Genomic DNA, 22759 nt, shown 5'->3' with positions numbered 1-22759 from the left:
CGCATACGTTGCCCTGAGATCGCAGCCGTTCCGGCATCGAATCAGGAAAGTGGGATCAGTGAAGCGCATGAGCACCGGCAGGACATTCGGCACCACCGCCTCGATCGCGGCGATAGCGGCCTTGACCCTCGCGGGATGCGGTAGCGACAACAACGCGCCCACGGCCACGGGGACGCAAACCGGTGCGGCGTCGGCGGCTGACTGCGGCGGCAAGAACAACGTGACCGCCGAGGGCTCCACGGCCCAGCAGAACGCCGTCGCCGTGTTCAACCAGGTGTGGGGTCAGGCCTGCCCCGGCAAGAACCTCTCCTACAACCCGACCGGCTCCGGCGCCGGCCGTGAGCAGTTCATCGCGGCCAACGTCGACTTCGCGGGGTCGGACTCCCCGCTCTCGGATGCCCAGATCGCGGCCGCCGCCCAACGTTGCGGAGGCAACCCGGCCTGGCACCTGCCGCTGGTGTTCGGTCCCATCGCGATGGCCTACAACCTGGACGGGGTCGACTCGCTGGTGCTCGACGGCGATACGCTGGCCAGGATCTTCTCCGGCCAGATCACCACGTGGAACGATCCGGCGATCGCGGCCCTCAACGAAGGCGCGAGCCTGCCGGACACCCCGATCACCCCGGTCTACCGCTCCGACTCGTCGGGGACCACCGACAACTTCCAGAAGTACCTGACCGCTGCCGCCCCGCAGACGTGGACGCAGGGCGCCGGCAGCGAGTTCCAAGGCGGCGCGGGGGAGGGCGCACAGAAGTCCGCCGGCGTCGTGCAGGCCGTGCAGGCCACCCCGGGTTCGATCGGCTACGTCGAGAAGGGCTTCGCCGACCAGGCCGGGGTGCCCTACGCGCAGATCGACACCGGTGCGGGCGCGGTCGCACTCAACGACGAGACCGCGGGCAAGGCGATCGACGCCGCCACGTTCGTGTCCGAGGGCAACGATCTGGTGCTGGACCTGGACTCGATCTACGGCACCCAGGAGCCGGGTGCCTACCCGCTGATGCTGGCGACCTACGAGATCGTCTGCTCCAACGGCTATGACGCCGAGACCGCGACCGCGGTGAAGTCGTTCCTGACGGCCGCGGCCAACAACGGACAGAACGACCTGTCGTCGGCCGGATACGTGCCGCTGCCGCAGAAGTTCAAGGAGCGGTTGCTCACCTCCGTCGACGCCATCGGCGCCACTGCCTAGCCGCCTTGGCGCGGCGGCGGTGTCGAGGCGAGGATGGGGATTGACCGAATGACGTACCACGGAACCGAGAAGGGCTTCGACGGAACTTCTGTGACGATTCCCAACCCAGCCGACTCGGGATCGGGTGAGGCGCTGGCCGCACCCTTCCCCGAGCCCACCCCGATCTCGACGGACCCCGCCAAGAACGCCAAGGTGCGGTTCGGGGACCGCATCTTCCGGATTCTCGCCGAAGGGTCCGGCGTCCTGATCGTCGCGATCATCGCCGCGATCGGCTTCTTCCTGATGTGGCGCGCGATCCCGGCGCTGGCCCGCAACGAGGAGAACTTCTTCCTCTTCGGCGGCAACTGGATCACCACCGACACCTCGGCGATGCATTTCGGCATCCTGGACCTGCTGCAGGTCACGGTGTTCGTCTCGGTGTTCGCGCTGCTGCTGGCGATGCCGGTGGCGCTGGGCATCGCGATCTATCTGACGCAGTACGCATCACGCCGGATCAGCCAACCCCTGGCCTATCTGGTCGATTTGTTGGCCGCGGTGCCGTCGATCATCTACGGCGTGTGGGGGCTGTATGTCCTGGCGCCGGTGATCAAGCCGTTCGCGTTGTGGCTCAACGACACGCTGGGGTGGATGTTCCTGTTCGCCGACGGCACCGCGTCGGTGTCGGGCGGCGGCACGATCTTCACCGCCGGCATCGTGCTGGCGGTGATGATCCTGCCGATCATCACCGCCGTCACCCGAGAGGTGTTCGTGCAGACCCCGCGCGGTCAGATCGAGGCCGCGCTCGCCCTGGGCGCCACCCGGTGGGAGGTCGTGCGGACCACGGTGCTGCCGTTCGGGATGTCGGGATACATCAGCGGCGCCATGCTCGGTCTGGGCCGCGCACTCGGTGAGACCATCGCGTTGTTGATCATCCTGCGCGGCACCCAGCAGGCCTTCGGGTGGTCGTTGTTCGACGGTGGGTACACCTTCGCGAGCCTGATCGCCTCGGCGGCTTCGGAATTCAACGACCAGTACAAGGCCGGCGCGTACATCGCTGCGGGTCTGGTGCTGTTCATCCTCACGTTCGTGGTCAACTCGCTGGCCCGCGCCGCGGTCGCCGGGAAGGGCAAGTCATGACGAGCACACTCGACCAGCCCGTCAAGGCGCCGACCTTCCAGGGCCTGAGCCTCCGGCGCAAGGCGGTCGACAAGGTGGCGACCGTTCTGGTGACCGCTTCGGTGCTGGTCGCTCTCGTGCCGCTGGTATGGGTGCTCTACACCGTGGTGGCCAAGGGCATTGGCGCGGTCACCTCGAGCACCTGGTGGTGGAACTCGCAGGCGGGCATGACGGCGTTCGCTGCCGGCGGCGGGGCGTATCACGCGATCGTCGGCACCCTGCTGCAAGGCCTGGTGTGCGCGGCCATCTCGATTCCCGTCGGGGTGTTCGTCGGCATCTACCTCGTCGAATACGGCGGCGGCACCCGACTGGGCAGGGTCACCACGTTCATGGTCGACATCCTCACCGGCGTGCCGTCGATCGTCGCGGCGCTGTTCATCTACGCGCTGTGGGTGGCCACCCTGGGTTTCGAACGGTCCGGGTTCGCGGTGTCACTTGCCTTGGTGCTGTTGATGATTCCGGTGATCGTGCGCTCCACCGAGGAGATGCTGCGGATCGTGCCGATGGATCTGCGCGAGGCCAGCTACGCGCTCGGGGTGCCGAAGTGGAAGACCATCTCGGCGATCGTGATCCCCACGGCGTTGTCGGGCATCGTCACCGGCATCATGCTGGCACTGGCCCGCGTCATGGGTGAGACTGCGCCTTTGCTCATCCTGGTCGGGTACGCCCAGGCCATCAACTTCGACATGTTCAGCGGATTCATGGGCTCGCTGCCCGGCATGATGTACGACCAGACCTCGGCCGGCGCGGGCGCCAACCCGGTGCCCACCGACCGCATGTGGGGTGCGGCGCTGACCCTGATCGTGCTGATCGCACTGCTCAACGTCGGCGCGCGATTCCTCGCCAAATTCTTTGCCCCCAAAAAGGTTTAGGAGCTGTCATGGCCAAGCGTCTGGATCTCAAGGACGTCAACATCTACTACGGCTCGTTCCATGCGGTCGCCGAGGTGTCCCTGTCGGTGCAGCCACGCAGCGTCACCGCGTTCATCGGGCCGTCCGGTTGCGGGAAGTCCACGGTGCTGCGCACGCTGAACCGGATGCACGAGGTGATCCCCGGGGCGCGCGTCGAAGGCTCGGTGCTGCTCGACGGCGAGGACATCTACGGCCCCGGCATCGACCCGGTTGGTGTCCGCAAGACCATCGGCATGGTCTTCCAGCGCCCGAACCCGTTCCCCACCATGTCGATTCGCGACAACGTGGTGGCCGGGCTCAAGCTGGCCGGTGTCCGCAACAAGAAGACCCTCGACGAGGTCGCCGAGCGCTCTCTGCGCGGCGCCAACCTGTGGAACGAGGTCAAGGACCGGCTCGACAAGCCCGGCGGCGGGCTGTCCGGTGGCCAGCAGCAGCGGCTGTGCATCGCGCGCGCCATCGCCGTGCAGCCCGACGTGCTGCTGATGGACGAACCGTGCTCGGCACTGGACCCGATCTCGACGCTGGCCATCGAGGATCTGATCTCCACGCTCAAGCAGGACTTCACCATCGTGATCGTCACCCACAACATGCAGCAGGCCGCCCGGGTCAGCGATCAGACCGCGTTCTTCAACCTCGAGGCCACAGGTCGGCCGGGCAAGCTCATCGAGATCGACGACACCGAGAAGATCTTCTCGAATCCGTCGAAGAAGGCTACCGAGGACTACATCTCCGGCCGCTTCGGCTGACCCCCGAAGGGGCGGGCACGCTCAGCGTGACGCCGGAAGTTGCTCCTCGTCCGGGTTCTTGCCGGTGACCTGGAAGATCACCCGACGTGCGACCTCCACGGCGTGGTCGGCGAAGCGTTCGTAGAACCGGCCCAGCAGGGTGACGTCGATGGCGGCGGCCACGCCGTGCTTCCATTCCCGGTCCATCAGGACGGAGAACAGGTGGCGGTGCAGGTCGTCCATCGCGTCGTCTTCTTCGCCGATCCTCGCGGCCTTCTCGGGGTCGCGGGTGATCAGCACCTCCTGTGCGCTGTGACCCAACTCGACGGCCAGGCGGCCCATCTCGGCGAAGTAGCCGTTGACCTCCTCGGGCAGCGCGTGTTGGGGATGGCGCCGGCGCGCGATCTTGGCGACGTGTAGTGCCAGCGCCCCCATGCGCTCGACGTCGGCGACGATCTGGATGGAGCTGACGATCGCGCGCAGGTCGCCGGCCACCGGCGCCTGCAGGGCCAGCAGCACGAACGCGCTCTCCTCGGCGCGCGCGCTCATCGCGGTGATCTGGTCGTTGTCGGTGATGACCTGTTCGGCGAGGGCGAGATCGGCCTGCAGCAGGGCCTGGGTGGCGCGCTCCATCGCGACGCCCGCCAGTCCGCACATCTCTCCGAGGAGACTGGTCAGGGCATCCAACTGCTCGTGGTACGCGGTACGCATGGGATCAAGCCTACGGCGCACGGGGACCCCCGTCACGAGCGGACGATGAACGGCAGGTGAACCCCACCTGCCGAAACGGTGGTTCTACTCGCAGCTGGTGTCGGCGGCGTTGGTGACCGTGAGGTCCTCGGGCAGCTCCGTCGACCCGGCGTCCTTGGTGCCGCGGATGACCTGCACCTGCACCGAGGATCCGCTCGGCGGCGGCGCTGCGACGCTGTCGAAGTCGGTGCCGAGGACGACCTGCACGACGTCGCCGAGACCGCCGATCCGCTCGATCTTCGGGTCGGTGAACGACGCGGCCAGCGTGGCGGCGGCCTCCTCGTTGCCGGGGGAGAAGAACACCGTGGTCTGCTGCAGCGGCCCCGGGTAATCGTCGGGGGTGGTGATGTTGAACCCGTAGGCCTGCAGGGCGCCGGCCGCGGATGAGGCCAGCCCGGACTGCGCCGTCGAGTTCGACACCTGCACCGTGACGTCCGACGGGTCGGTGGTCACGGCGTTGATGACCTCGGGGGTCGAACCGGACGCGTCGGTGGGCTGTCCGTTGCTGTTGGCCAGCGACTCCGGGGTGCCCGGTACGGGAGTGTTGTCGGGGTTGCGTTCCTCGGGCAGCGGGTCGTCGTTGATGATCGCGTTGAACAACGCCCGCATGTCGTCTTCGCGGGGGATCTCGTTGCCCCATTCGTCGGCGTAGCCGACGGTCGGGACGGTCACGAAGGTGATGCGTCCGGCGGTCACGCCCTGCACCGACTGACCCAGATCCACCAGGTCCTTGGTGGTCAGGTTGTCGACATAGCTGTCACCGATGAACATGTTGACGACGTTGTTCAGCTTCGACAGCGAGAAGAACGTCTCCTTGGAGATCAGCGAGCGCAGCAGCGACGACAGGAACAGCTGCTGGCGTTTGATCCGGCCGTAGTCGCCGTTGAACTCGTTGGTGACCGAGCGGGCCCGGACGTAGTTGAGTGCGGTGTGCCCGTCGACGACCTGTCGGCCCGCCCGCGGCAGCACTGTGCCCAGTTCCAGGTCCTCGATCGGCGTCGTGCTGCACACCTCCACACCGCCGAGGGCGTCGACCATCTTGGAGAACCCGGCGAAGTCCACGGCCATGAAGCGGTTCACATGCAGGCCGGAGAGCTTCTGGATCACCTTGACCAGGCACTTCGGACCACCGACGGCGAACGCCGAGTTCAGTTTGTACTCGGTGTAGACCTCTTCCATGCCGTACATGGGCGACTCTTCGTCGGTGATCACGCCGTATTCGCGGGTCTCGGGGTCCCACGGCTCACACTTCATCGGCTCGATCTCGAGGTCTCGCGGGAAGGAGACGGCGACCACGCGCTTGCGGTTGGCCGGGATGTTGACCAGCATCACCGTGTCCGAGCGCACGCCGGCGGCGTCCGCGGTGGTGCCGGCGCCCATCGCGCTGTTGTCACCGAGACGGCTGTCGGTGCCCACGATCAGGAAGTTCTCGTCACCGAACTGTGCGTTGGGGTCGACGATGTCGCGGGAGTCGGGGTCCAGCGCCGAGACCTTGTTGAGCAGGTTGTTCTTCGCCGACTGCCATTGCCAGGCCCCGCCGGTGAGCACCAGGGCCAGGACCGCGACCAGCGCGGCGGCGGTACGTCCGGCCACCAGCGTGCGCGCGTGCGGGCGGGTCCGTGCCTGTCGCGGCCGCGGGGGCGGCGTGCGCGCGCCGAGGCTGGGCAGTTCGGGTTCGGGGACCGCGACGGGCAGCACCGCGGTGTCGAAGTCGTCGGCGGGATAGTCCTCGGCATCATTGTCTCGTTCGACCGGCGTCCGGGGAGTGGGCTCCGGCGCGGCGCGCCGGCGGCGCGGGACCACGGGTGCCTGATCACCGTGGATCTTGGCGATCAGATCGGCGACGGTGACCGGGGTGCGTTCGTCGGCTCCGGAAGCGGGATCGGCGGGCGGCGGATCGATTCGTCGCTCCCACGGCGCGGCGCCTGGCGTCGGGCGCGACGATCGGGTAAGCCAGTCACTGTCGCCCGTGGTGTCGGGACGGTCACCGGGCGTGGGACGGCCACGATCGGCAGCGGCGTCCTGCATGTCGCCGTCGCTCATCTTCGTACCGGTCCTCCAGGTGTTTCGGCGTTGCGGTGCCCGCTCGCCTCGTTGCGTTCCGCGCACCCACTGCCATACCCGTGCCATCAGTCATAAAGCACTGGCTCTGACTCCGCCACTGGAGCCGAACACGTGGTTCCTCATCGTACTGAGACAACCTGAGAGACATCCAGGCGAGTTGAGTGTCAGAAATCTCTCGAAATGGTCTCGGGTGACTAGCCCCCGGAGTGCATCACGTCGGCGCCCGCCGGGACGGTGCAGTCGTCGGGGTCGTCGAGCCAGCCCTCGGGCAGCGTCACCGACGCCGGTGACCCCTGCCGCCCGCGCGGACCGTAGGCGGCGGTGGGGAACGGTTCGTCGGCGTCGAGTTGCCCGAGCAGGTCGTCGAGCTCGGAGATGGTCTTGACCAGCGCCATCGATCGGCGCAGGTCGGCTCCCGCGGGGAACCCGTGCAGGTACCACGCCACATGCTTGCGGATGTCCCGCATTCCCTTGTCCTCTCCGAAGTGGGCGGCCAGCAGCTCGCCGTGCCTTCGGATGATGGCGGCGACCTCGCCCAGCGTGGGCGGTGTCGCCGGTTCCGCCCCGGAGAAGGCGGCCGACAGCTCGGCGAAAAGCCAGGGCCGCCCCAGGCAGCCACGGCCGATCACCACACCGTCGCACCCGGTCGCGGCCATCATGGCCAACGCGTCTCGGGCGTCGAAGATATCACCGTTGCCGAGTACCGGAATGTCGCGGACGTGGGCCTTCAGCGCGGCGATCTGCTCCCAGTCGGCCTGCCCGGAGTACCGCTGGGCCGCGGTACGCGCGTGCAGCGCCACCGCTGCGGCACCCTCCTCGGCCGCGATGCGCCCGGCGTCGAGGTGGGTCCGGTGCTCGTCGTCGATCCCGATGCGGAACTTGACCGTGACGGGGATGTCGGTGCCTTCGGTGGCGCGGACCGCGGCCGCGACGATCTGCCCGAACAGCCGGCGCTTGTACGGCAGCGCGGCACCGCCGCCGCGGCGGGTGACCTTGGGCACCGGGCACCCGAAGTTCATGTCGATGTGGTCGGCCATGTCCTCGTCGACGATCATCTTGGCCGCGGCATAGGTGGTGGCCGGGTCGACGGTGTAGAGCTGCAGGGAGCGCGGCTGCTCATCGGGGGCGAACGTCGTCATGTGCATGGTCACCGGGTGCCGCTCGACCAGCGCGCGGGCCGTGACCATCTCGCAGACGTACAGCCCACTGACCGTGCCGGCGCGGCTCAACTCGAGCTCCCGGCACAACGTCCGGAATGCGACGTTCGTCACACCGGCCATCGGGGCCAGCACGACCGGGCTGCGCAATGCGATCGGCCCGATCCGCAGTGCAGATCGGGCCGGCCGCGGCGCGTCGACGCTGGTGGTCACGGTGCTGCGGAAGTCCCTACGAGCTGGGCCTTGGCGGCCTTCTTCTCGGCCATCTGGGCCAACCGCGCCTCTCGGCGTTGCTTGGCGACCTCGAACTTGTCGACGGCCTCCTGCAGCTCCTCGACCAGCAGGCCCAGGTCGTCCCGCATGCGGGCGCTCTCGCCGTTGAAGTCCTCGCGCTCGAAGATCCGCCACTTCTTGAGCACCGGCATGACGATGTCGTCGAGGTGGATCTTCGGGTCGTACACCCCGCCGGAGGCGATGGTCACCGCGCGACGGCGGAAGTCGGGGATCGTGTAGCCGGGCATCTTGAAGTTGCGCAGCACCTTGTGCAGCGACTTCATCGCCTGGTCGGGGGCGATCTCGAAGCCCGCCTCGGACACGTCCCGGTAGAAGATCATGTGCAGGTTCTCGTCGGCCGACACCCGCTGCAGCAGCTGGTCGGCGATCGGGTCGTCGCACGCCTTGCCGGTGTTGCGGTGCGAGACGCGGGTGGCGAGCTCCTGGAACGTCACGTAGATCACCGAATCGAAGAGGCTCTCGGCGAACAGCTCGATCCCGCCCTGCTGGTTCTGGCCGGGGGAGAAGCCGCGGGTCATCTGCTCGATGCGCAGCATCTCCAGCTCGACCGGATCGACGTTGCGGGTGACGACGAGGTAGTCGCGCAGGGCGATACCGTGCCGGTTCTCCTCGGCGGTCCAGCGGTTGACCCAGAAGCCCCACGGTCCGTCCATGCTGAAGTTCATCGCGATCTCGCGGTGGTACGAGGGCAGGTTGTCCTCGGTCAGCAGGTTGGTCAGCATCGCGACGCGGGCCACCTCGGAGAGCTTGGACTGCTCGATGTCCCAGTCCTGGCCGCCGAGGGCGTAGTAGTTCTTGCCGTCCGACCACGGGATGAAGTCGTGCGGGTTCCAGTCCTTCTTCATCCGCATATGCCGATTGACCAGGGGCTCGACGACGGGCTCGAGCTCCTTCAGCAATTGCAGGTCGGTCAGGTCTTTCGACACGACGCCTCCCAGTTATCTGTACCTGTTAGTTGCAGTCAATATATCTGTGTCTCTCGGTGACATTCAAGCCACCGCGCCGCAGCTCACATGCAGGTGGTAAGCGTTATCAAGTCGTTGCTCCGCTGAGCAGTAGCTCAACACAGTGGTCGATGAACTGCTCTCGTGAGGCTCCCAGCCTGCCGTCGAGGTAGGCGGTGAACAAGGCAGTGAGTGCCCCGATCAGGCCGGTGGCAATCATCGCCTGGACCGTGGGATCGGTGATGCGCGTCAGCTTGTGCTGCAGCAGCGCGATGAAGTTCGGCATCCAGCGCGCTCCGGAACGCGCCAGAACCGGTTCGGCCTCGGGGGCCAGCAGCAGCACCCGCCCGCGGGTGGGGTCGTCGACCATCAGCGAGACGAATTGTTCGACCGCTTCGCGCGGGGTCTCGGCCTGGCGCAGGGCCGACATCGCGGCGGTACACACCTCGTCGTAGACGGCGGCGACGAAATCGTCTCTGTCGGTGAAGCTCTCGTAGAAGTAGCGCTCGGTCAGTCCGGCTGCGCGGCACACCGCCCGCACGGTGAGGCCCGGACGGTCGGGATTGCCCAGGGCGGCGATCCCGGCGGTGATCAACTCGTCGCGACGCAGGGCCTGGCGATCCGACAAGGGGACGCCGGACCATCTGCCGCGTCGTTGACCTGACCGCACGACCCTCCTAAGCTCGAATGACAACGTGTGTAGTCAAAAGTTTGTGACGCGTCGACAGGAAGAGCGCCCGTGACTCAAGATACGTCTGCAGTGTGCCCGGCCAACAGCAATCCGGAGCCGGCCGACAGCGATCCGGGACCGGCCGTCGCCGCCGGATGCCCGGTCACCGGCGGCGGATACGACGACCTGCCGATGCCGCTCGGACCGGACTCTCTGACCTGGAAGTACTTCGGCCAGTGGACCGGTCTGTTCCAGGGCACCTGGGCCGGGTCGATGCAGAACATGCACCCCCAGCTCGGCGCGGCCGTCAAAGACCACTCGATCTTCTTCCTGGAACGCATCCCGCGGCTGCTGCGCTCCATCTATCCCATCGGCGGCGTGGTGTTCGACGGCGACCGCGCGCCCAGGACCGGTGCCGAGGTGCGCGACTATCACATCGGCATCAAAGGCGTCGACGAACAGGGTCGCCGCTACAGCGCGCTGAACCCGGAGGTCTTTTACTGGGCGCACGCGACCTTCTTCAAGTCCGTGCTGCTGGCCGCGGAGAAGTTCGGCGGAGGGATCACCGAAGCCGAGAAGCGCCAGCTGTTCGACGAACACATCACCTGGTACCGCATGTACGGCATGAGCATGCGCCCGGTCCCCAAGACCTGGGAGGAGTTCGAGGAGTACTGGGACCACATGTGCAACAACGTGTTGGAGAACAACTGGGCCGCCCGCGAGGTGATGGATCTGTCCACCATGCCGAAACATCCGTCGCTGGAATGGGTTCCGGATCCGCTGTGGAAACTCAACCTCAAGGTCATGCAGCGCTTCCTCGACTTCATGACCGTCGCGCTCTACGACCCGCCGGTGCGCGAGCTGATGGGCTACACCTGGTCGCCCCGCCAGGAATTCCTGCACCAGCGGTTCTGTGAGGTGGTGACCTTCGCGGGAAAGGTCCTGCCGAAACGTTGGCTCATGCACCCGCGCAAGCGTTCCGCGCTGGACCGGGCCACGGGCCGGCTGCCCGCCGACGCACCGCTGGTCGAGACGCCGGCCCGTAACCTGCCGCCGCTCGAATACCGCGGACAACCGCAGTTCTATTGCCCGAACGTGTGACCGTCGTCGCGTCGTCGCGTTTGCTTTCGGGCGGTACCGGCTAGCTTGAAGGACATGCAGGCGCCAGAGGTTCTGGGCGGCCGCTATGAACTCCGTGGCGTTCTGGGCCGCGGCGGCATGGCGGAGGTGCGTGACGCCTGGGACATGCGACTGGGCCGTCCGGTCGCGATCAAGATGCTCCATCCCTCGGTCAGCGCCCAACCGGACACCCGTCGCCGTTTCATGACCGAGGCGCGCGCGGCCGCGCTTCTCAACCACCCGCATGTGGTCGCGGTCCACGATCAGGGCGTCGACCGGGGACGCGACTACATCGTGTTGGAGCGTCTCCCCGGACAGACCCTCGCCGATGTCCTGGCTTCCTACGGTCCGCTACCGGGGGACCGGGTCCGAGCGATCCTCACCGACGTGCTCTCGGCGCTGGCTGCCGCGCACGCCCGCGGTGTCCTGCACCGGGACGTCAAACCCGCGAACCTGCTGTTCACACCCTCGGGAGGGGTGAAGATCACCGACTTCGGTGTGGCCAAGAGCGCCGACTCACCGCAGACACTGACCAACCGCGTCTTCGGGACCATGGCCTACCTGCCGGCCGACCGCATCGCCGGGCGCCCGGCGATGCCGAGCGACGACCTGTATGCGCTGGGTGTGGTGGCCTACGAGGCGCTGACGGGTCGCCGCGCCTATCCCCAGGACAACCTCGCGGCGTTGGCCGACGCGATCTACCGCGGTCAGGTGGTGCCGCTGCGCGCCCTGCGGCCCGGCGTCGATCCGGCGGTGGCCCTCACGATCGAGCGCGCGATGTCGCCCGATCCGCGATGGCGGTTCGCGACCGCGGAGGCCATGCTCGCCAACCTCGACGCGCCCATGCCGCGCCCGCAGGGTGCCCGCGGGATGGTCGCCGCCGCCGCGGTTCTGGCGGTACTGGCGGTGGCGGCGCTGCTCGTCGTGGTGTAGCGGCTGACCTGCGACGACAGTCACGATGACGCTTCGCTGACGGGACGATCCCGGTCCGGTAACGATCAGCGCGCCGCCTTCTGGTTCGCACCCCGATGCTGTACATTGCCGGACTTTTCCGTATCTTGCTTGTGTGGGTCGGCACTCGAAGCCCCAAGAGCGGCGAACTCCCTCGGTCTATCTCGGCGCCCTTCTCGCCCCGGCGGCGGTCCTCCTCGTCGCCAAGGCGGACGGCGGTCAACTCCGCGACGTCGCCGACGTCGCGCCCGTCGCCCAGCAGGCACCGGAACCCGCGGCCGCGCCTGAGCGGCCCTGTTGCGCCGAGATCGTCGCGGCGCCCGGCGCGCCCACGGCCCATCTGACAGCCGAAGTACCGGCGGCGGCGGACGCGCCGGTGGAGCTCGCCTCGGCCTCGCGGTGGCGCGTCGTCAGCCGCACGCTGCCCGCGGGGGTGGCCTCCGAGCGCGGACTGCAGGTCCGCACCATCCTGACCGCACGCAGCATCAGCGCGATGTTCCCGGAGATCAACGACATCGGCGGCGTCCGTTCCGACGCACTGCGTTGGCATCCCAACGGTCTGGCGCTGGACGTGATGATCCCGAACCCGATGTCGGCCGCCGGGATCGCGCTGGGCGACGCGATCGTGTCCTATGTGCTGCAGAACGCGCAGCGGTTCGGCATCCAGGATGCGATCTGGCGGGGTGTGTACTACACGCCCGGCGGCGCGCGCTCCGGCGGCTACGGCCACTACGACCATGTGCACATCACCACCACCGGCGGCGGTTATCCCACCGGCGACGAGTTGTATCTGCGCTGAGTGCCCCCACCAGGGCTCGAACCTGGGACCTGCGGATTAAAAGTCCGTAGCTCTACCAACTGAGCTATAGGGGCGTTTGCACCCAAAAGGATAGCGGTGGGGTGCCGGTTTGAGGATTTGGGTGTCGGTACCCTAAGCTATCGAAGCTCCCAACGACTGAAGCGTTGCGAGTACCCCGGAGAGATTCGGCTGGGCCCCCTTCGTCTAGCGGCCTAGGACGCCGCCCTTTCAAGGCGGTAGCGCGGGTTCGAATCCCGTAGGGGGTACGCGTGACGACCACGGAAGTGGGAGACACACAGTAAGGCCCTGTGGCGCAGTTGGTTAGCGCGCCGCCCTGTCACGGCGGAGGTCGCGGGTTCGAGTCCCGTCAGGGTCGCCATCACGGCGAGGCACTTGTTGCACAGTGATCGGTGCCGTCCGGCCAGGTAGCTCAGTTGGTACGAGCGTCCGCCTGAAAAGCGGAAGGTCGCCGGTTCGATCCCGGCCCTGGCCACCATGTCTGTCTCAGTCCGGCACACCGCGGCCTGGGCCGCGGTGTGCGCGGTCCTGGCCCTGCTGGTCGCCCCTGTCGCCGCCGCGCAACCCCACAGCACCCTGACCGACCTGGTGGACGCCACCGCCCGCCGGCTCGAGGTCGCCGACCCGGTGGCGCTGTCGAAGTTCCACTCGGGGCAACCGGTCAAGGATCCCCGGCGCGAACAACAGGTCATCGACGCCGCCGTCGCCGAAGCGACCACCCTCGGCGTCGACCCCGCTCAAGTCACCGCGGTGTTCCGCGACCAGATCGACGCGTCGGTCGGCATCCAGTACGCGCGGCTGTCGCAGTGGACGCTGGACCCGGCGTCCGCGCCGGCGCCTGCGGAGGATCTGGCCGCGTCGCGGGCGGTGTTGGATGCGGTCAACCGCGAACTCGTCACGCTGCTGGCCGATCGACGTGAGGCGTTGTCATCGCCGATGTGCCGGATGGAACTGGGCCGGGCCGAGGACGCCGTGGCCACCGGGCGCGGCTTCGATGACCTCCACCGTCGGGCGCTGACCGCCGCCACCCGCAACTACTGCCGCTGACGTGCGATCATGTCCTCCGACATGACACGCAACGGATTCCGACAGCGGCTGCTCGACGCGCTCGAGGAGTCCATCGCCGAGCAGGGCTACGCCAAGACCACCGTCGCCGACATCGTGCGTCGGGCCCGGACCTCCCGCCGGACCTTCTATGAGCACTTCGACAGCCGCGAGGCGTGCTTCATCGAACTGCTGTCCGACGCCAACGCCCAACAGGTGCGGCAGATATCCGAGGCCGTCGACGTCAGCGCCCCGTGGCAGAAGCAGGTGCGGCAGGCCGTCGAGGCGTGGATCGCCACCGGCGAGGACAGATCGGCGCTGATGCTGAGCTGGATCCGTGACGTGCCGTCTCTGGGCGCGGCGGCCCGCGGTCTGCAGCGCGAGGCGCTGGAGGCGTTCATCGGCATGGTCGACGCGATCTCGGCCACCGACGAGTTCCGCTCCGCCGGTGTCAGCCCGATCTCGCGTCAGCGGATCATCATGCTGCTGGGCGGCCTGCGCGAGCTGACGGCCATCACCGTCGAAGAGGGCGGCGAGCTCGGCGACGTGACCGACGAAGCGGTCGAGGCATCGATCGCATTACTGAGCCACCACGGTCGGTAGGCGGTTATCGTCTCGGGATGGCAACCCGAGACTCCCGCGAAGTCGTGATCGAAGCCACGCCCGAGCAGATCCTGGACGTGATCGCCGACGTGGAATCCACGCCGTCGTGGTCCCCCCAGTACCAGCAGGCCGAAGTGCTCGAGCGGTTCGACGACGGCCGGCCCAAGAAGGTCAAGATGAAGGTCAAGGCGGCCGGGCTGACCGACGAGCAGGTGCTCGAGTACACCTGGGGGCCGAACTCGGTGACCTGGACCCTGGTGTCGGCGGGCCAGCTGAAGGCCCAGGACGCCGGCTACACGCTGACACCCGAGGGAGACGCCACCCGCGTGCGGTTCGACATGGCCCTGGACCTGTCGGTGCCGATGCCCGGTTTCGTGCTCAAGCGGGCCCTCAAGGGTGGGATGGAGACGGCCACCGACGGCCTGCGCAAGCAGGTGCTCAAAGTCGCCAAACAGTGATCAGACCGGTACGCAGAATTAGCTGAGCAAACTTCTGCAAGAGGCAGGTCTCGGGACTATCATTTGCCGGTATGGCGGTTCGGGCAAGCAGTGAGACGGTCATCGAGGCCCCGCCACGCGTGATCCTGGAAGCGCTCGCCGACGTCGAGGAGATGTCGGAGTGGTCGCCGCTGCACAAGGACGCCGAGGTGCTCGACCGGCATCCCGACGGCCGGCCCCACCGGGTCAGGACCACGGTGAAGATCATGGGGATCACCGACCGGGAGATCCTGGAGTACCACTGGGGCGACGACTGGATGGTCTGGGATGCCGCGAGCACCAAGACACAGCGGGGCCAGCACGGTGAATACAACTTGACGCCGGTGGGCGAGGACCAGACTCGCGTGCGATTCGACCTGATCCTCGACCTCGCCGCTCCGGTGCCGGACTTCCTGCTCAAGCGCGCCCGGCGGATGGTGCTCGACGTCGCGCTCGAGGACCTCAAGCGCCGGGTGCTCAGTTCGTCGAAACGCTAGCGCAGCGCCTGCAGTCGTCGGATTCCCTCGTCGAGGGTGTCCTCGCGCTTGCAGAACCCGAACCGCACCAGGTGTTTCCACTGATCGGCGTGCGGGGCGGCGGGATCGCAGAACGCCGTCATCGGGATGGCGGCCACGCCGATGCGTTCGGGGAGGTCGGCGCAGAACTGCGCGCTGTCGTCGTAGCCCAGCGGGCGCGGGTCCGCGCACAGGAAGTACGTACCGGCGCTGTCGTGCACGTCGAAGCCGATGTCACTCAACGCTGCTGCCAACGTGTTCCGTCGCGACTCCAGCGAGGCCCGTTGCGCCTCCACCCACGCATCCTCGGTGGCCAGTGCCTGCGCGACCGCGGGCTGGAACGCAGACCCCCCGACGTAGGTCAGGTACTGCTTGGCGGCTCGCACCCCCGCGACGAGATCGCTCGGGCCACACACCCACCCGATCTTCCAGCCGGTGACGTTGAACATCTTGGCCGCACTGGAGACGGTCACGGTGCGTTCGGCCATCCCCGGGTACCGGGCCAGCGGATGGTGGGTGTGCCCGTCGAAGACCAGGTGCTCGTACACCTCGTCGGTGATCACCAGCAGGTCCGCGGCCACCGCGAGCTCGGCGATCGCGCGTAACTCGTCCTCGCTTGCCACCATGCCGGTCGGGTTGTGCGGGGAGTTCACGATCAGCGCCCCGGTGTTAGGCGTGACGGCAGCGCGCAGTGCGTCGACGTCGACGGTGAACCCGCGTCCCGCGGGTACCAGCGGAACCGCACGACGGTGGCAGCCGGCCATGGCGATCACCGGCGAGTAGGAGTCGTAGAACGGCTCGATCAACAGGATCTCCGACCCGGGTTCGACCAGGCCGAGCACCGCCGCCGCGATGCCCTCGGTGGCGCCGACGGTCACCAGGATCTCGGTGTCCGGGTCGTAGTCGACGCCGTACCGGCGTTTGCGCTGCTCGGCGATGGCCTGACGGAGCTCCGGGATACCCAGTCCGGGTGGGTACTGGTTGACCCCGTCGGTGATCGCTTGACGTGCGGCGTCCAGCATGGCGGCCGGACCGTCCTCGTCGGGGAAGCCCTGTCCCAGGTTGACCGCGCCGACCTCGGCGGCGCGCGCTGACATCTCGGCGAAAATGGTCACCGCGTACGGCCGTAACCGTGGAACCGTCACGACTTCGGAGCCTAGCGCCGTGCCCGGTAGGTGTGTGGACACCGTCGGAGGGGAACAGGACCGGCATGGCTACTTACCGAGTTCTCAATCCCAAGGGTGAAGTCGTCGAGACCAAGGACATCGAAAGCGCCGACGACGCCCATGCCTGGTTCGTGGACCAGAAGGCGGAGTACGACGAACTGGGGTGGCGTATGGAGGTCGAACACGACGGCGAGTGGTCGTTCTTCGACAGCAGCGAAGGTTCACCCGACTAGCCGTCCGGGAGTTCTCCAACGGTCCCGACCAACGGGTTGGGCGAGGCTGTTAGCATCGCGCGAAGAGGCTCTGCCTCTCCGCGCGGGTGTCACGCCCGCGAAAACCCTGAACAGGACCTGGAGAACACATGTCCGAAGAAGCCTTCATCTATGAAGCCATCCGCACCCCGCGCGGCAAGCAGCGCGGCGGCGCCCTGAACGAGATCAAGCCCGTCAACCTCGTCGTCGGACTGATCGACGAGATGCGCACCCGTTTCCCCGACCTCGACGAGAACCTGATCAGCGACCTGATCCTCGGTGTCGTCTCCCCGGTCGGCGACCAGGGCGGGTGTATCGCCCGCACCGCCGGCCTGGTGGCCGGCCTGCCCGAGACCACCGGCGGCGTGCAGCTCAACCGGTTCTGCGCCTCGGGTCTGGAAGCCGTCAACATGGCCGCCCAGAAGGTGCGCTCCGGTTGGGACGATCTGGTGCTCGCCGGCGGCGTCGAGTCCATGAGCCGCGTGCCCATGGGCTCCGACGGGGGCGCCTGGGCGTCGGACCCGGAGACCAACTACCGCATCGGCTTCGTGCCCCAGGGCATCGGCGCCGACCTGATCGCCACCATCGAGGGCTTCTCCCGCGAGGACGTCGACGCCTACGCCGCGCGGTCGCAGGAACGTGCGGCTGCGGCGTGGTCCGGTGGCTACTTCGCCAAGTCCGTGGTGCCGGTGCGCGACCAGAACGGTCTGGTCGTCCTCGACCATGACGAGCACATCCGGCCCGGCAGCACCGTGGAGAGCCTGGGCAAGCTCAAGCCCGCGTTCGACACTGTCGGCGCGATGGGCGGGTTCGACGACGTGGCGCTGCAGAAGTACCACTTCGTCGAGAAGATCAACCACGTCCACACCGGCGGCAACAGCTCGGGCATCGTCGACGGTGCCGCACTGGTGCTGATCGGCTCGGAGAAGGCCGGCACGTCGCAGGGACTTACCCCGCGCGCCCGCATCGTCGCGACCGCCACCAGTGGCGCCGACCCGGTCATCATGCTCACCGGGCCCACCCCGGCCACGAAGAAGGTGCTCGACCGCGCCGGCCTGACGGTCGACGACATCGACCTGTTCGAGCTCAACGAGGCGTTCGCGTCGGTGGTGCTGAAGTTCCAGAAGGACCTGAACATTCCCGACGAGAAGCTCAACGTCAACGGTGGTGCGATCGCGATGGGCCACCCGCTGGGCGCCACCGGCGCCATGATCACCGGCACCATGGTCGACGAGCTCGAGCGCCGCGGCGCTCGCCGTGCGCTGATCACGCTGTGCGTCGGCGGCGGCATGGGCGTGGCCACCATCATCGAGCGCGTCTGAGCGCGAGTCGGAACAAGGGACTGAAAAATCATGGCTGAGAACACCATCAAGTGGGACAAGGATGCCGACGGCATCGTCACCCTGACGCTCGACGACCCGACCGGCTCGGCGAACGTGATGAACGAGCACTACAAGGAATCCATGCACAATGCCGTGGATAAACTTGTGGCAGAAAAGGATTCGATTACCGGCGTGGTGATCGCCAGCGCGAAGAAGACGTTCTTCGCCGGCGGTGACCTCAAGGGCATGATGAACGTCGGGCCCGACAACGCGGCCGAGTCGTTCGCCGAGGTCGAGTTCATCAAGGCCGACCTGCGCAAGCTCGAGACCCTCGGTGTGCCCGTTGTGGCCGCCATCAACGGCGCCGCGCTCGGTGGCGGCCTGGAGATCGCGCTGGCCTGTCACCACCGCATCGCCGCCGACGTCAAGGGGGTCGTCATCGGGCTGCCCGAGGTCACGCTGGGTCTGCTGCCCGGTGGCGGCGGCGTCGCCCGCACCGTGCGCATGTTCGGCATCCAGAAGGCCTTCATGGAGGTACTGAGCCAGGGCACCCGCTTCAAGCCGGGCAAGGCCAAGGAGATCGGGCTGGTCGACGAATTGGTCGGCAGCGTCGAGGAATTGGTTCCCGCCGCCAAGGCCTGGATCAAGGCCAATCCGGAGGCACACACCCAGCCGTGGGATGCGAAGGGCTACAAGATGCCCGGCGGCACCCCGACCTCGCCGGCACTGGCATCGATCCTGCCGTCGTTCCCGGCCCTGCTGAAGAAGCAGCTCAAGGGCGCACCGATGCCGGCACCCCGGGCCATCCTCAACGCGGCCGTCGAGGGCGCGCAGGTCGACTTCGAGACCGCATGCCGCATCGAGAGCCGCTACTTCACCACGCTGGTCACCGGTCAGACCGCGAAGAACATGATCCAGGCGTTCTTCCTGGACATGCAGGCCATCAACGGCGGCGCCTCACGGCCCGACGGCATCGCCAAGCAGGAGATCAAGAAGATCGGTGTGCTGGGCGCGGGCATGATGGGCGCCGGTATCGCCTACGTGTCGGCCAAGGCCGGCTTCGACGTCGTGCTCAAGGACGTCTCGCAGGAAGCCGCCGACAAGGGCAAGGGCTACTCCGAGAAGCTCGAAGCCAAGGCGCTCGAGCGAGGGCGAACCACCAAGGAGCGCTCCGACGCGCTGCTGGCCCGGATCACCCCGACCGCCGATGCCGCCGACCTCAAGGGCGTCGACTTCGTGATCGAGGCCGTCTTCGAGAACCAGGAACTCAAGCACAAGGTGTTCCAGGAGATCGAGGACATCGTCGAACCGAACGCGCTGCTGGGATCGAACACCTCGACGCTGCCGATCACCGGTCTGGCGACCGGCGTGAAGCGCCAGGAGGACTTCATCGGCATCCACTTCTTCTCGCCCGTCGACAAGATGCCGCTGGTGGAGATCATCAAGGGGGAGAAGACCTCCGACGAGGCGCTGGCCCGCGTGTTCGACTACACGCTGGCCATCGGCAAGACCCCGATCGTGGTCAACGACAGCCGTGGCTTCTTCACCTCGCGTGTCATCGGGACCTTCGTCAACGAGGCGCTGGCGATGCTCGGTGAGGGCGTGCCCGCGGCCAGCATCGAGCAGGCCGGTTCGCAGGCCGGCTACCCGGCGGCTCCGCTGCAGCTGTCCGACGAGCTCAACCTCGAGCTGATGCAGAAGATCGCCACCGAAACCCGCAAGGCGACCGAGGCCGCCGGCGGCACCCACGTGGCGCACCCGGCCGAGGCGGTCGTCAACAAGATGATCGAGATCGGTCGTCCGTCGCGGCTCAAGGGTGCGGGCTTCTACGAGTACGTCGACGGCAAGCGGGTCGGCCTGTGGCCCGGCCTGGCCGAGACGTTCAACTCGGGCAGCTCGGACATCCCCCTGCAGGACATGATCGACCGCATGTTGTTCGCCGAGGCGCTCGAGACGCAGAAGTGCCTCGACGAGGGCGTGCTCACCTCGACCGCCGATGCGAACATCGGCTCGATCATGGGCATCGGCTTCCCGCCGTACACGGGCGGCAGCGCGCAGTTCATCGTGGGCTACCAGGGTGAGCTCGGTGTCGGCAAGGAGGCGTTCGTGGCGCGGGCCAAGCAGTTGGCCGAGCGCTACGGCGAGCGCTTCAACCCGCCTGCCTCGCTGACGACGTAAGACTCGTAAGACGCCTGTTAGACGCGAAGCCCCTGCTCCGGCAGGGGCTTTCGCGTTTCACGAGGGGGTCAGGCGCGGGTGCGTGAGTGCTCGGGCGGGAAAACGCCGTGGGCGAGGCCGTTGGCGATGTGGATGCCGGCGGCGAAGGCACGCAGCGCGCCGAGGTTGCTCGTGAGTGCCCACTTGATGCGCGGCCGGGGTGAGGGTCGTGTGACGGACATGCCCACAGGATGCCGCATCGCCGCGAGCCGACGACAGTCGCTCGGGTGCCGGGTGACGAAAAGATGCAGACAATGGCGGCCGTGCACCCGGCACAATGACGCCGTGCCCGAGAATTTCACCGACAGGTTCGCCGCAGGTCTGGCTTCATACGGCGACGCACCGTGTATCGAGTTCGAGGGCCGTTGGTATTCGGGCCGCGAGGTCAGTGCCTTTGGCGCCGCGGTCGAGGCGGTGCTCGACCGCGCAGGGGTGCCGCGTCGTGCGCCGGTCGGTCTGGTGGTGCGTAACCGACTGCAGCACGCCGCGACGATCGTGGGCTGTCTCGCAGCGGGTCGCCCGGTGTCGATGATCTATTCGTTCCAGTCGGACCGGGCAATCGCCGACGACATCGACCAACTCGCGTTGGCGGCGATCATCGCGGATGCCCACGACTGGTCGCAGGAGATGCGCGCGGCGGTCGCGCGTACCGGCAGCGCCGCTGTCGCGATCGATCGGTCGGATCCGATCGTCAGCCAGGTGAGACCCCGCGATCCCGGTCGCGCGCACACCCTGGCCGAGCCCGACGTCGCTCTGCAGATCCTCACCAGCGGGACCACCGGCCCACCGAAACGGCAGTCGATCAAGGTGGCCGTGCTCGAGCGCACGGTGTTCAGCGTGACCAGTGGTGAGAAGGCGCCGACCGACGCGCCACCGGAACTCGCGTACTGGCAGTTCGGCGGCATCGGCGTCTGCCAGTTGATCGCCGGCATTTACAACGGCCGGCGCATCGTGATGCTCGAACGGTTCAGCGTGGATGGGTACGTCCGCGCGATCAAGACCTACCGCATCACCCGATCCGGCGTGCAACCTGCCGTCATCCGGATGTTGCTCGACGCCGACGTCGCGAAGGAGGACCTGGCGTCCCTGGAGTTCCTGATCAGCGCGTCGGGCCCCCTGGATCCCGAAACCCGCGACGAGTTCGAGGACCGATATGGCATACCGATCCGGTTGGCCTACGGGGCAACCGAATTCGCGGGCTCACTGTGCGCATGGACCCCGGAGATGATCGCCGAGTTCGGCAGTTCCAAACGGCACAGCGTGGGCCGGGCCCTACCCGACACCGAACTGCGCATCGTCGACCCCGAGACCGGAGCGGAACTGCCGGCCGGAGAGCAGGGACTGCTGGAGGCCAAGGTCGCGCCCATCAGCCCCGACTGGATCCGCACGACCGACATCGCCAGCGTCGACGCGGACGGGTTCGTCACGTTGCACGGGCGCGCGGACGGCGCCATCAACCGCGGAGGCTTCAAGGTGCTTCCCGAGGCCGTGCGGCGCGTGTTGATCTCCCACCCGGACGTGCGCGACGCGTGCGTCGTCGGCGTGCCGGACGCGCGGCTGGGACAGGTGCCCTTCGCCGCGGTGGAAGTCACGCCGGGTGTGACTGCACCCTCGAGCGAGGAGCTCGAAAACCTGGTCCGCCAACGACTTCCCGTCTACAACGTGCCGGTCGGCTTCGTCGTCGTCGACGAGTTGCCCCGCAACCCGGCGCTGAAGGTGAGTCTGCCGGCCGTCGCGGCGATGTATCGCGGCTGACCTCTAGAACGACCCGAGGTCGGCCGACAGCCAGTGCTCCGGTTCGACGAACACCGCGATGCTCTCGCCGTGTTCGCGCCGTGCGTATTCGAGGTAATCCTCGACCTTGTCCGGGGGAAGGTAGCGCCGGGTCATCTCCACCAGCTGTTCGTCGGTGCCGGGTTCGATGCGGAGCACCGGGCCGTCGACGGCGACGTAGCGCACCGTCGGTTCGACGCGGTCGACCATCAGCGACACGTAGCCGGCCGCCTCGATCAGCCGGTGTTTGCGGGAACCGGCGCCGGTGCTGAACCACAGCTGACCACCGGGTCGGTACTGGTACCAGATGGGCACCGTCAACGGGCCGCGACGAGTTCCGGCGTGGACGGACAGCGCGGCCACATGCGGTTCGGCGAGGAAAGCCTCGCGTTCGGGTGGGGAAAGAGCCATGGGGTGAACGTACTGAGATGCCACGACATCGACACGACTTTCGCGGGCGGTCTGCCGGTGGCGCGTTCGGACACCTAGAGTCGGGCACTATGCGCTTTGGACTGTTCATTCCGCAGGGCTGGCGACTGGATCTGGTCGACATCGACCCCGCGCAGCGGCTCTGTTGCAAAGATTGGCGGCAGTCAGAGGTAGGCTGTCGCTCTGCGCCGATCAGGCGGCTGCTGCGAAATGGTGG

At 67.4% G+C, this 22759-nt stretch carries 23 protein-coding genes and 4 tRNA genes; 18 read left to right on the top strand and 9 right to left on the bottom strand.

The features are described 5' to 3' along the window. Positions 1-67 precede the first annotated feature (67 nt). Genes pstS through pstB form a run of 4 tightly spaced genes read left to right on the top strand, consistent with a single transcriptional unit; the run spans position 68 to position 4001 of the window. Positions 68-1189 carry a phosphate ABC transporter substrate-binding protein PstS gene (pstS, locus tag ACAG25_RS11105; RefSeq protein WP_370488436.1) on the top strand — a complete coding sequence of 374 codons (1122 nt, stop codon included), beginning with the start codon at positions 68-70 and terminating at the stop codon, positions 1187-1189. 48 nt (positions 1190-1237) lie between these two features. Further along, positions 1238-2305 carry a phosphate ABC transporter permease subunit PstC gene (pstC, locus tag ACAG25_RS11100; protein ID WP_370488435.1) on the top strand — a complete coding sequence of 356 codons (1068 nt, stop codon included), beginning with the start codon at positions 1238-1240 and terminating at the stop codon, positions 2303-2305. Continuing rightward, entirely contained in the window at positions 2302-3216 is a 915-nt protein-coding gene (gene pstA / locus ACAG25_RS11095; protein WP_370488434.1) for a phosphate ABC transporter permease PstA, read from the top strand. Before pstC ends, pstA begins: the two co-directional genes overlap by 4 nt. Before the next feature lie 8 nt (positions 3217-3224). Further along, complete coding sequence (gene pstB, locus ACAG25_RS11090; RefSeq protein ID WP_370488433.1) at positions 3225-4001, top strand: phosphate ABC transporter ATP-binding protein PstB; 777 nt, start codon at positions 3225-3227, stop codon at positions 3999-4001. Positions 4002-4022: 21 nt separating this feature from the next. On the opposite strand, the gene phoU is transcribed toward pstB, so the two are convergent. The 5 genes from phoU to ACAG25_RS11065 all read right to left on the bottom strand — a co-directional run bounded on the left by phoU (position 4023) and on the right by ACAG25_RS11065 (position 9859). Further along, positions 4023-4691, bottom strand: a complete 669-nt coding sequence (phoU, locus tag ACAG25_RS11085; protein ID WP_370488432.1) for a phosphate signaling complex protein PhoU — start codon at positions 4689-4691, stop codon at positions 4023-4025. A gap of 84 nt (positions 4692-4775) precedes the next feature. Continuing rightward, positions 4776-6773, bottom strand: coding sequence for an LCP family protein (locus ACAG25_RS11080; RefSeq protein WP_370488431.1), 1998 nt, complete (start codon positions 6771-6773; stop codon positions 4776-4778). Between the two features lie 215 nt (positions 6774-6988). Then, the gene (gene dusB / locus ACAG25_RS11075; protein WP_370488743.1) at positions 6989-8074 is read right to left on the bottom strand and encodes a tRNA dihydrouridine synthase DusB; all 1086 of its coding nucleotides are present in this window, start codon (positions 8072-8074) and stop codon (positions 6989-6991) included. An 86-nt stretch (positions 8075-8160) separates the two neighbouring features. Then, the gene (locus tag ACAG25_RS11070) at positions 8161-9171 is read right to left on the bottom strand and encodes an acyl-ACP desaturase (RefSeq protein WP_370488430.1); all 1011 of its coding nucleotides are present in this window, start codon (positions 9169-9171) and stop codon (positions 8161-8163) included. Between the two features lie 106 nt (positions 9172-9277). Beyond that, positions 9278-9859 carry a TetR/AcrR family transcriptional regulator gene (locus ACAG25_RS11065; RefSeq protein WP_370488429.1) on the bottom strand — a complete coding sequence of 194 codons (582 nt, stop codon included), beginning with the start codon at positions 9857-9859 and terminating at the stop codon, positions 9278-9280. A gap of 69 nt (positions 9860-9928) precedes the next feature. Here ACAG25_RS11065 and ACAG25_RS11060 point away from each other — a divergent pair, with 69 nt between their 5' ends. The 3 genes from ACAG25_RS11060 (at position 9929) to ACAG25_RS11050 (ending at position 12728) form a co-directional block, all read left to right on the top strand. Further along, the gene (locus tag ACAG25_RS11060) at positions 9929-10960 is read left to right on the top strand and encodes an oxygenase MpaB family protein (protein WP_370488428.1); all 1032 of its coding nucleotides are present in this window, start codon (positions 9929-9931) and stop codon (positions 10958-10960) included. Between the two features lie 54 nt (positions 10961-11014). Continuing rightward, positions 11015-11911, top strand: a complete 897-nt coding sequence (locus ACAG25_RS11055) for a serine/threonine-protein kinase (protein WP_370488427.1) — start codon at positions 11015-11017, stop codon at positions 11909-11911. A gap of 133 nt (positions 11912-12044) precedes the next feature. Next, the gene (locus ACAG25_RS11050; protein ID WP_370488426.1) at positions 12045-12728 is read left to right on the top strand and encodes a hypothetical protein; all 684 of its coding nucleotides are present in this window, start codon (positions 12045-12047) and stop codon (positions 12726-12728) included. Between the two features lies 1 nt (position 12729). Here ACAG25_RS11050 and ACAG25_RS11045 read toward each other — a convergent pair. Further along, positions 12730-12802 (bottom strand) — tRNA-Lys (locus ACAG25_RS11045). A 119-nt stretch (positions 12803-12921) separates the two neighbouring features. Here ACAG25_RS11045 and ACAG25_RS11040 point away from each other — a divergent pair. From ACAG25_RS11040 to ACAG25_RS11010, 7 genes are all read left to right on the top strand, one after another. Continuing rightward, positions 12922-12994, top strand: a tRNA-Glu gene (locus tag ACAG25_RS11040). A gap of 36 nt (positions 12995-13030) precedes the next feature. Continuing rightward, positions 13031-13107 (top strand) — tRNA-Asp (locus ACAG25_RS11035). Between the two features lie 40 nt (positions 13108-13147). After that, positions 13148-13224: transfer RNA gene (locus ACAG25_RS11030), tRNA-Phe, on the top strand. Then, on the top strand, positions 13224-13793 hold the full coding sequence (locus ACAG25_RS11025) for a chorismate mutase (protein WP_370488425.1): 570 nt from the start codon (positions 13224-13226) through the stop codon (positions 13791-13793). Before ACAG25_RS11030 ends, ACAG25_RS11025 begins: the two co-directional genes overlap by 1 nt. A gap of 9 nt (positions 13794-13802) precedes the next feature. Beyond that, a complete protein-coding gene (locus tag ACAG25_RS11020) occupies positions 13803-14393 on the top strand; it encodes a TetR/AcrR family transcriptional regulator (RefSeq protein WP_370488424.1) in 591 nt (196 codons plus the stop codon). Positions 14394-14410: 17 nt separating this feature from the next. Beyond that, entirely contained in the window at positions 14411-14851 is a 441-nt protein-coding gene (locus tag ACAG25_RS11015) for an SRPBCC family protein (protein ID WP_370488423.1), read from the top strand. A gap of 71 nt (positions 14852-14922) precedes the next feature. Beyond that, a complete protein-coding gene (locus ACAG25_RS11010; protein WP_370488422.1) occupies positions 14923-15366 on the top strand; it encodes an SRPBCC family protein in 444 nt (147 codons plus the stop codon). Here ACAG25_RS11010 and ACAG25_RS11005 read toward each other — a convergent pair. Further along, the gene (locus ACAG25_RS11005) at positions 15363-16529 is read right to left on the bottom strand and encodes a pyridoxal phosphate-dependent aminotransferase (protein ID WP_370488421.1); all 1167 of its coding nucleotides are present in this window, start codon (positions 16527-16529) and stop codon (positions 15363-15365) included. The two genes, ACAG25_RS11010 and ACAG25_RS11005, sit on opposite strands and share 4 nt — an antisense overlap. 65 nt (positions 16530-16594) lie before the next feature. Here ACAG25_RS11005 and ACAG25_RS11000 point away from each other — a divergent pair, with 65 nt between their 5' ends. From ACAG25_RS11000 to ACAG25_RS10990, 3 genes are all read left to right on the top strand, one after another. Beyond that, positions 16595-16783 (top strand): hypothetical protein, encoded by a 189-nt coding sequence (locus ACAG25_RS11000; protein WP_370488420.1) that lies wholly within the window; start codon positions 16595-16597, stop codon positions 16781-16783. Between the two features lie 128 nt (positions 16784-16911). After that, a complete protein-coding gene (locus ACAG25_RS10995; protein ID WP_370488419.1) occupies positions 16912-18123 on the top strand; it encodes an acetyl-CoA C-acetyltransferase in 1212 nt (403 codons plus the stop codon). Between the two features lie 30 nt (positions 18124-18153). Continuing rightward, the gene (locus tag ACAG25_RS10990; protein ID WP_370488418.1) at positions 18154-20301 is read left to right on the top strand and encodes a 3-hydroxyacyl-CoA dehydrogenase NAD-binding domain-containing protein; all 2148 of its coding nucleotides are present in this window, start codon (positions 18154-18156) and stop codon (positions 20299-20301) included. A 68-nt stretch (positions 20302-20369) separates the two neighbouring features. On the opposite strand, the gene ACAG25_RS10985 is transcribed toward ACAG25_RS10990, so the two are convergent. Next, positions 20370-20522, bottom strand: coding sequence for a hypothetical protein (locus tag ACAG25_RS10985; protein ID WP_370488417.1), 153 nt, complete (start codon positions 20520-20522; stop codon positions 20370-20372). Positions 20523-20625: 103 nt separating this feature from the next. On the opposite strand from ACAG25_RS10985, the gene ACAG25_RS10980 reads away from it, so the two are divergent. Then, a complete protein-coding gene (locus ACAG25_RS10980; RefSeq protein WP_370488416.1) occupies positions 20626-22095 on the top strand; it encodes a class I adenylate-forming enzyme family protein in 1470 nt (489 codons plus the stop codon). Between the two features lie 3 nt (positions 22096-22098). Here ACAG25_RS10980 and ACAG25_RS10975 read toward each other — a convergent pair whose 3' ends face one another. Continuing rightward, on the bottom strand, positions 22099-22524 hold the full coding sequence (locus ACAG25_RS10975; RefSeq protein ID WP_370488415.1) for a pyridoxamine 5'-phosphate oxidase family protein: 426 nt from the start codon (positions 22522-22524) through the stop codon (positions 22099-22101). Between the last annotated feature and the right edge of the window lie 235 nt (positions 22525-22759).

Origin of the sequence: Mycobacterium sp. pV006, from assembly GCF_041287115.1 — a bacterium.
Taxonomy (GTDB): domain Bacteria; phylum Actinomycetota; class Actinomycetes; order Mycobacteriales; family Mycobacteriaceae; genus Mycobacterium.
This window is presented reverse-complemented; position numbering and strand designations above follow the sequence as displayed.

Coding starts and splice junctions, on each gene's coding strand:
- ACAG25_RS11015 (WP_370488423.1), top strand. CDS start 14,411: ATGGCAACCCGAGACTCCCGCGAAGTCGTGATCGAAGCCACGCCCGAG.
- ACAG25_RS10985 (WP_370488417.1), bottom strand. CDS start 20,522: ATGTCCGTCACACGACCCTCACCCCGGCCGCGCATCAAGTGGGCACTC.
- ACAG25_RS11025 (WP_370488425.1), top strand. CDS start 13,224: ATGTCTGTCTCAGTCCGGCACACCGCGGCCTGGGCCGCGGTGTGCGCG.
- ACAG25_RS11055 (WP_370488427.1), top strand. CDS start 11,015: ATGCAGGCGCCAGAGGTTCTGGGCGGCCGCTATGAACTCCGTGGCGTT.
- ACAG25_RS11080 (WP_370488431.1), bottom strand. CDS start 6,773: ATGAGCGACGGCGACATGCAGGACGCCGCTGCCGATCGTGGCCGTCCC.
- ACAG25_RS10975 (WP_370488415.1), bottom strand. CDS start 22,524: ATGGCTCTTTCCCCACCCGAACGCGAGGCTTTCCTCGCCGAACCGCAT.
- ACAG25_RS11000 (WP_370488420.1), top strand. CDS start 16,595: ATGGCTACTTACCGAGTTCTCAATCCCAAGGGTGAAGTCGTCGAGACC.
- dusB (WP_370488743.1), bottom strand. CDS start 8,074: ATGGCCGGTGTGACGAACGTCGCATTCCGGACGTTGTGCCGGGAGCTC.
- pstA (WP_370488434.1), top strand. CDS start 2,302: ATGACGAGCACACTCGACCAGCCCGTCAAGGCGCCGACCTTCCAGGGC.
- ACAG25_RS11020 (WP_370488424.1), top strand. CDS start 13,803: ATGTCCTCCGACATGACACGCAACGGATTCCGACAGCGGCTGCTCGAC.
- pstS (WP_370488436.1), top strand. CDS start 68: ATGAGCACCGGCAGGACATTCGGCACCACCGCCTCGATCGCGGCGATA.
- ACAG25_RS10990 (WP_370488418.1), top strand. CDS start 18,154: ATGGCTGAGAACACCATCAAGTGGGACAAGGATGCCGACGGCATCGTC.
- pstB (WP_370488433.1), top strand. CDS start 3,225: ATGGCCAAGCGTCTGGATCTCAAGGACGTCAACATCTACTACGGCTCG.
- ACAG25_RS11010 (WP_370488422.1), top strand. CDS start 14,923: ATGGCGGTTCGGGCAAGCAGTGAGACGGTCATCGAGGCCCCGCCACGC.
- pstC (WP_370488435.1), top strand. CDS start 1,238: ATGACGTACCACGGAACCGAGAAGGGCTTCGACGGAACTTCTGTGACG.
- ACAG25_RS10995 (WP_370488419.1), top strand. CDS start 16,912: ATGTCCGAAGAAGCCTTCATCTATGAAGCCATCCGCACCCCGCGCGGC.
- phoU (WP_370488432.1), bottom strand. CDS start 4,691: ATGCGTACCGCGTACCACGAGCAGTTGGATGCCCTGACCAGTCTCCTC.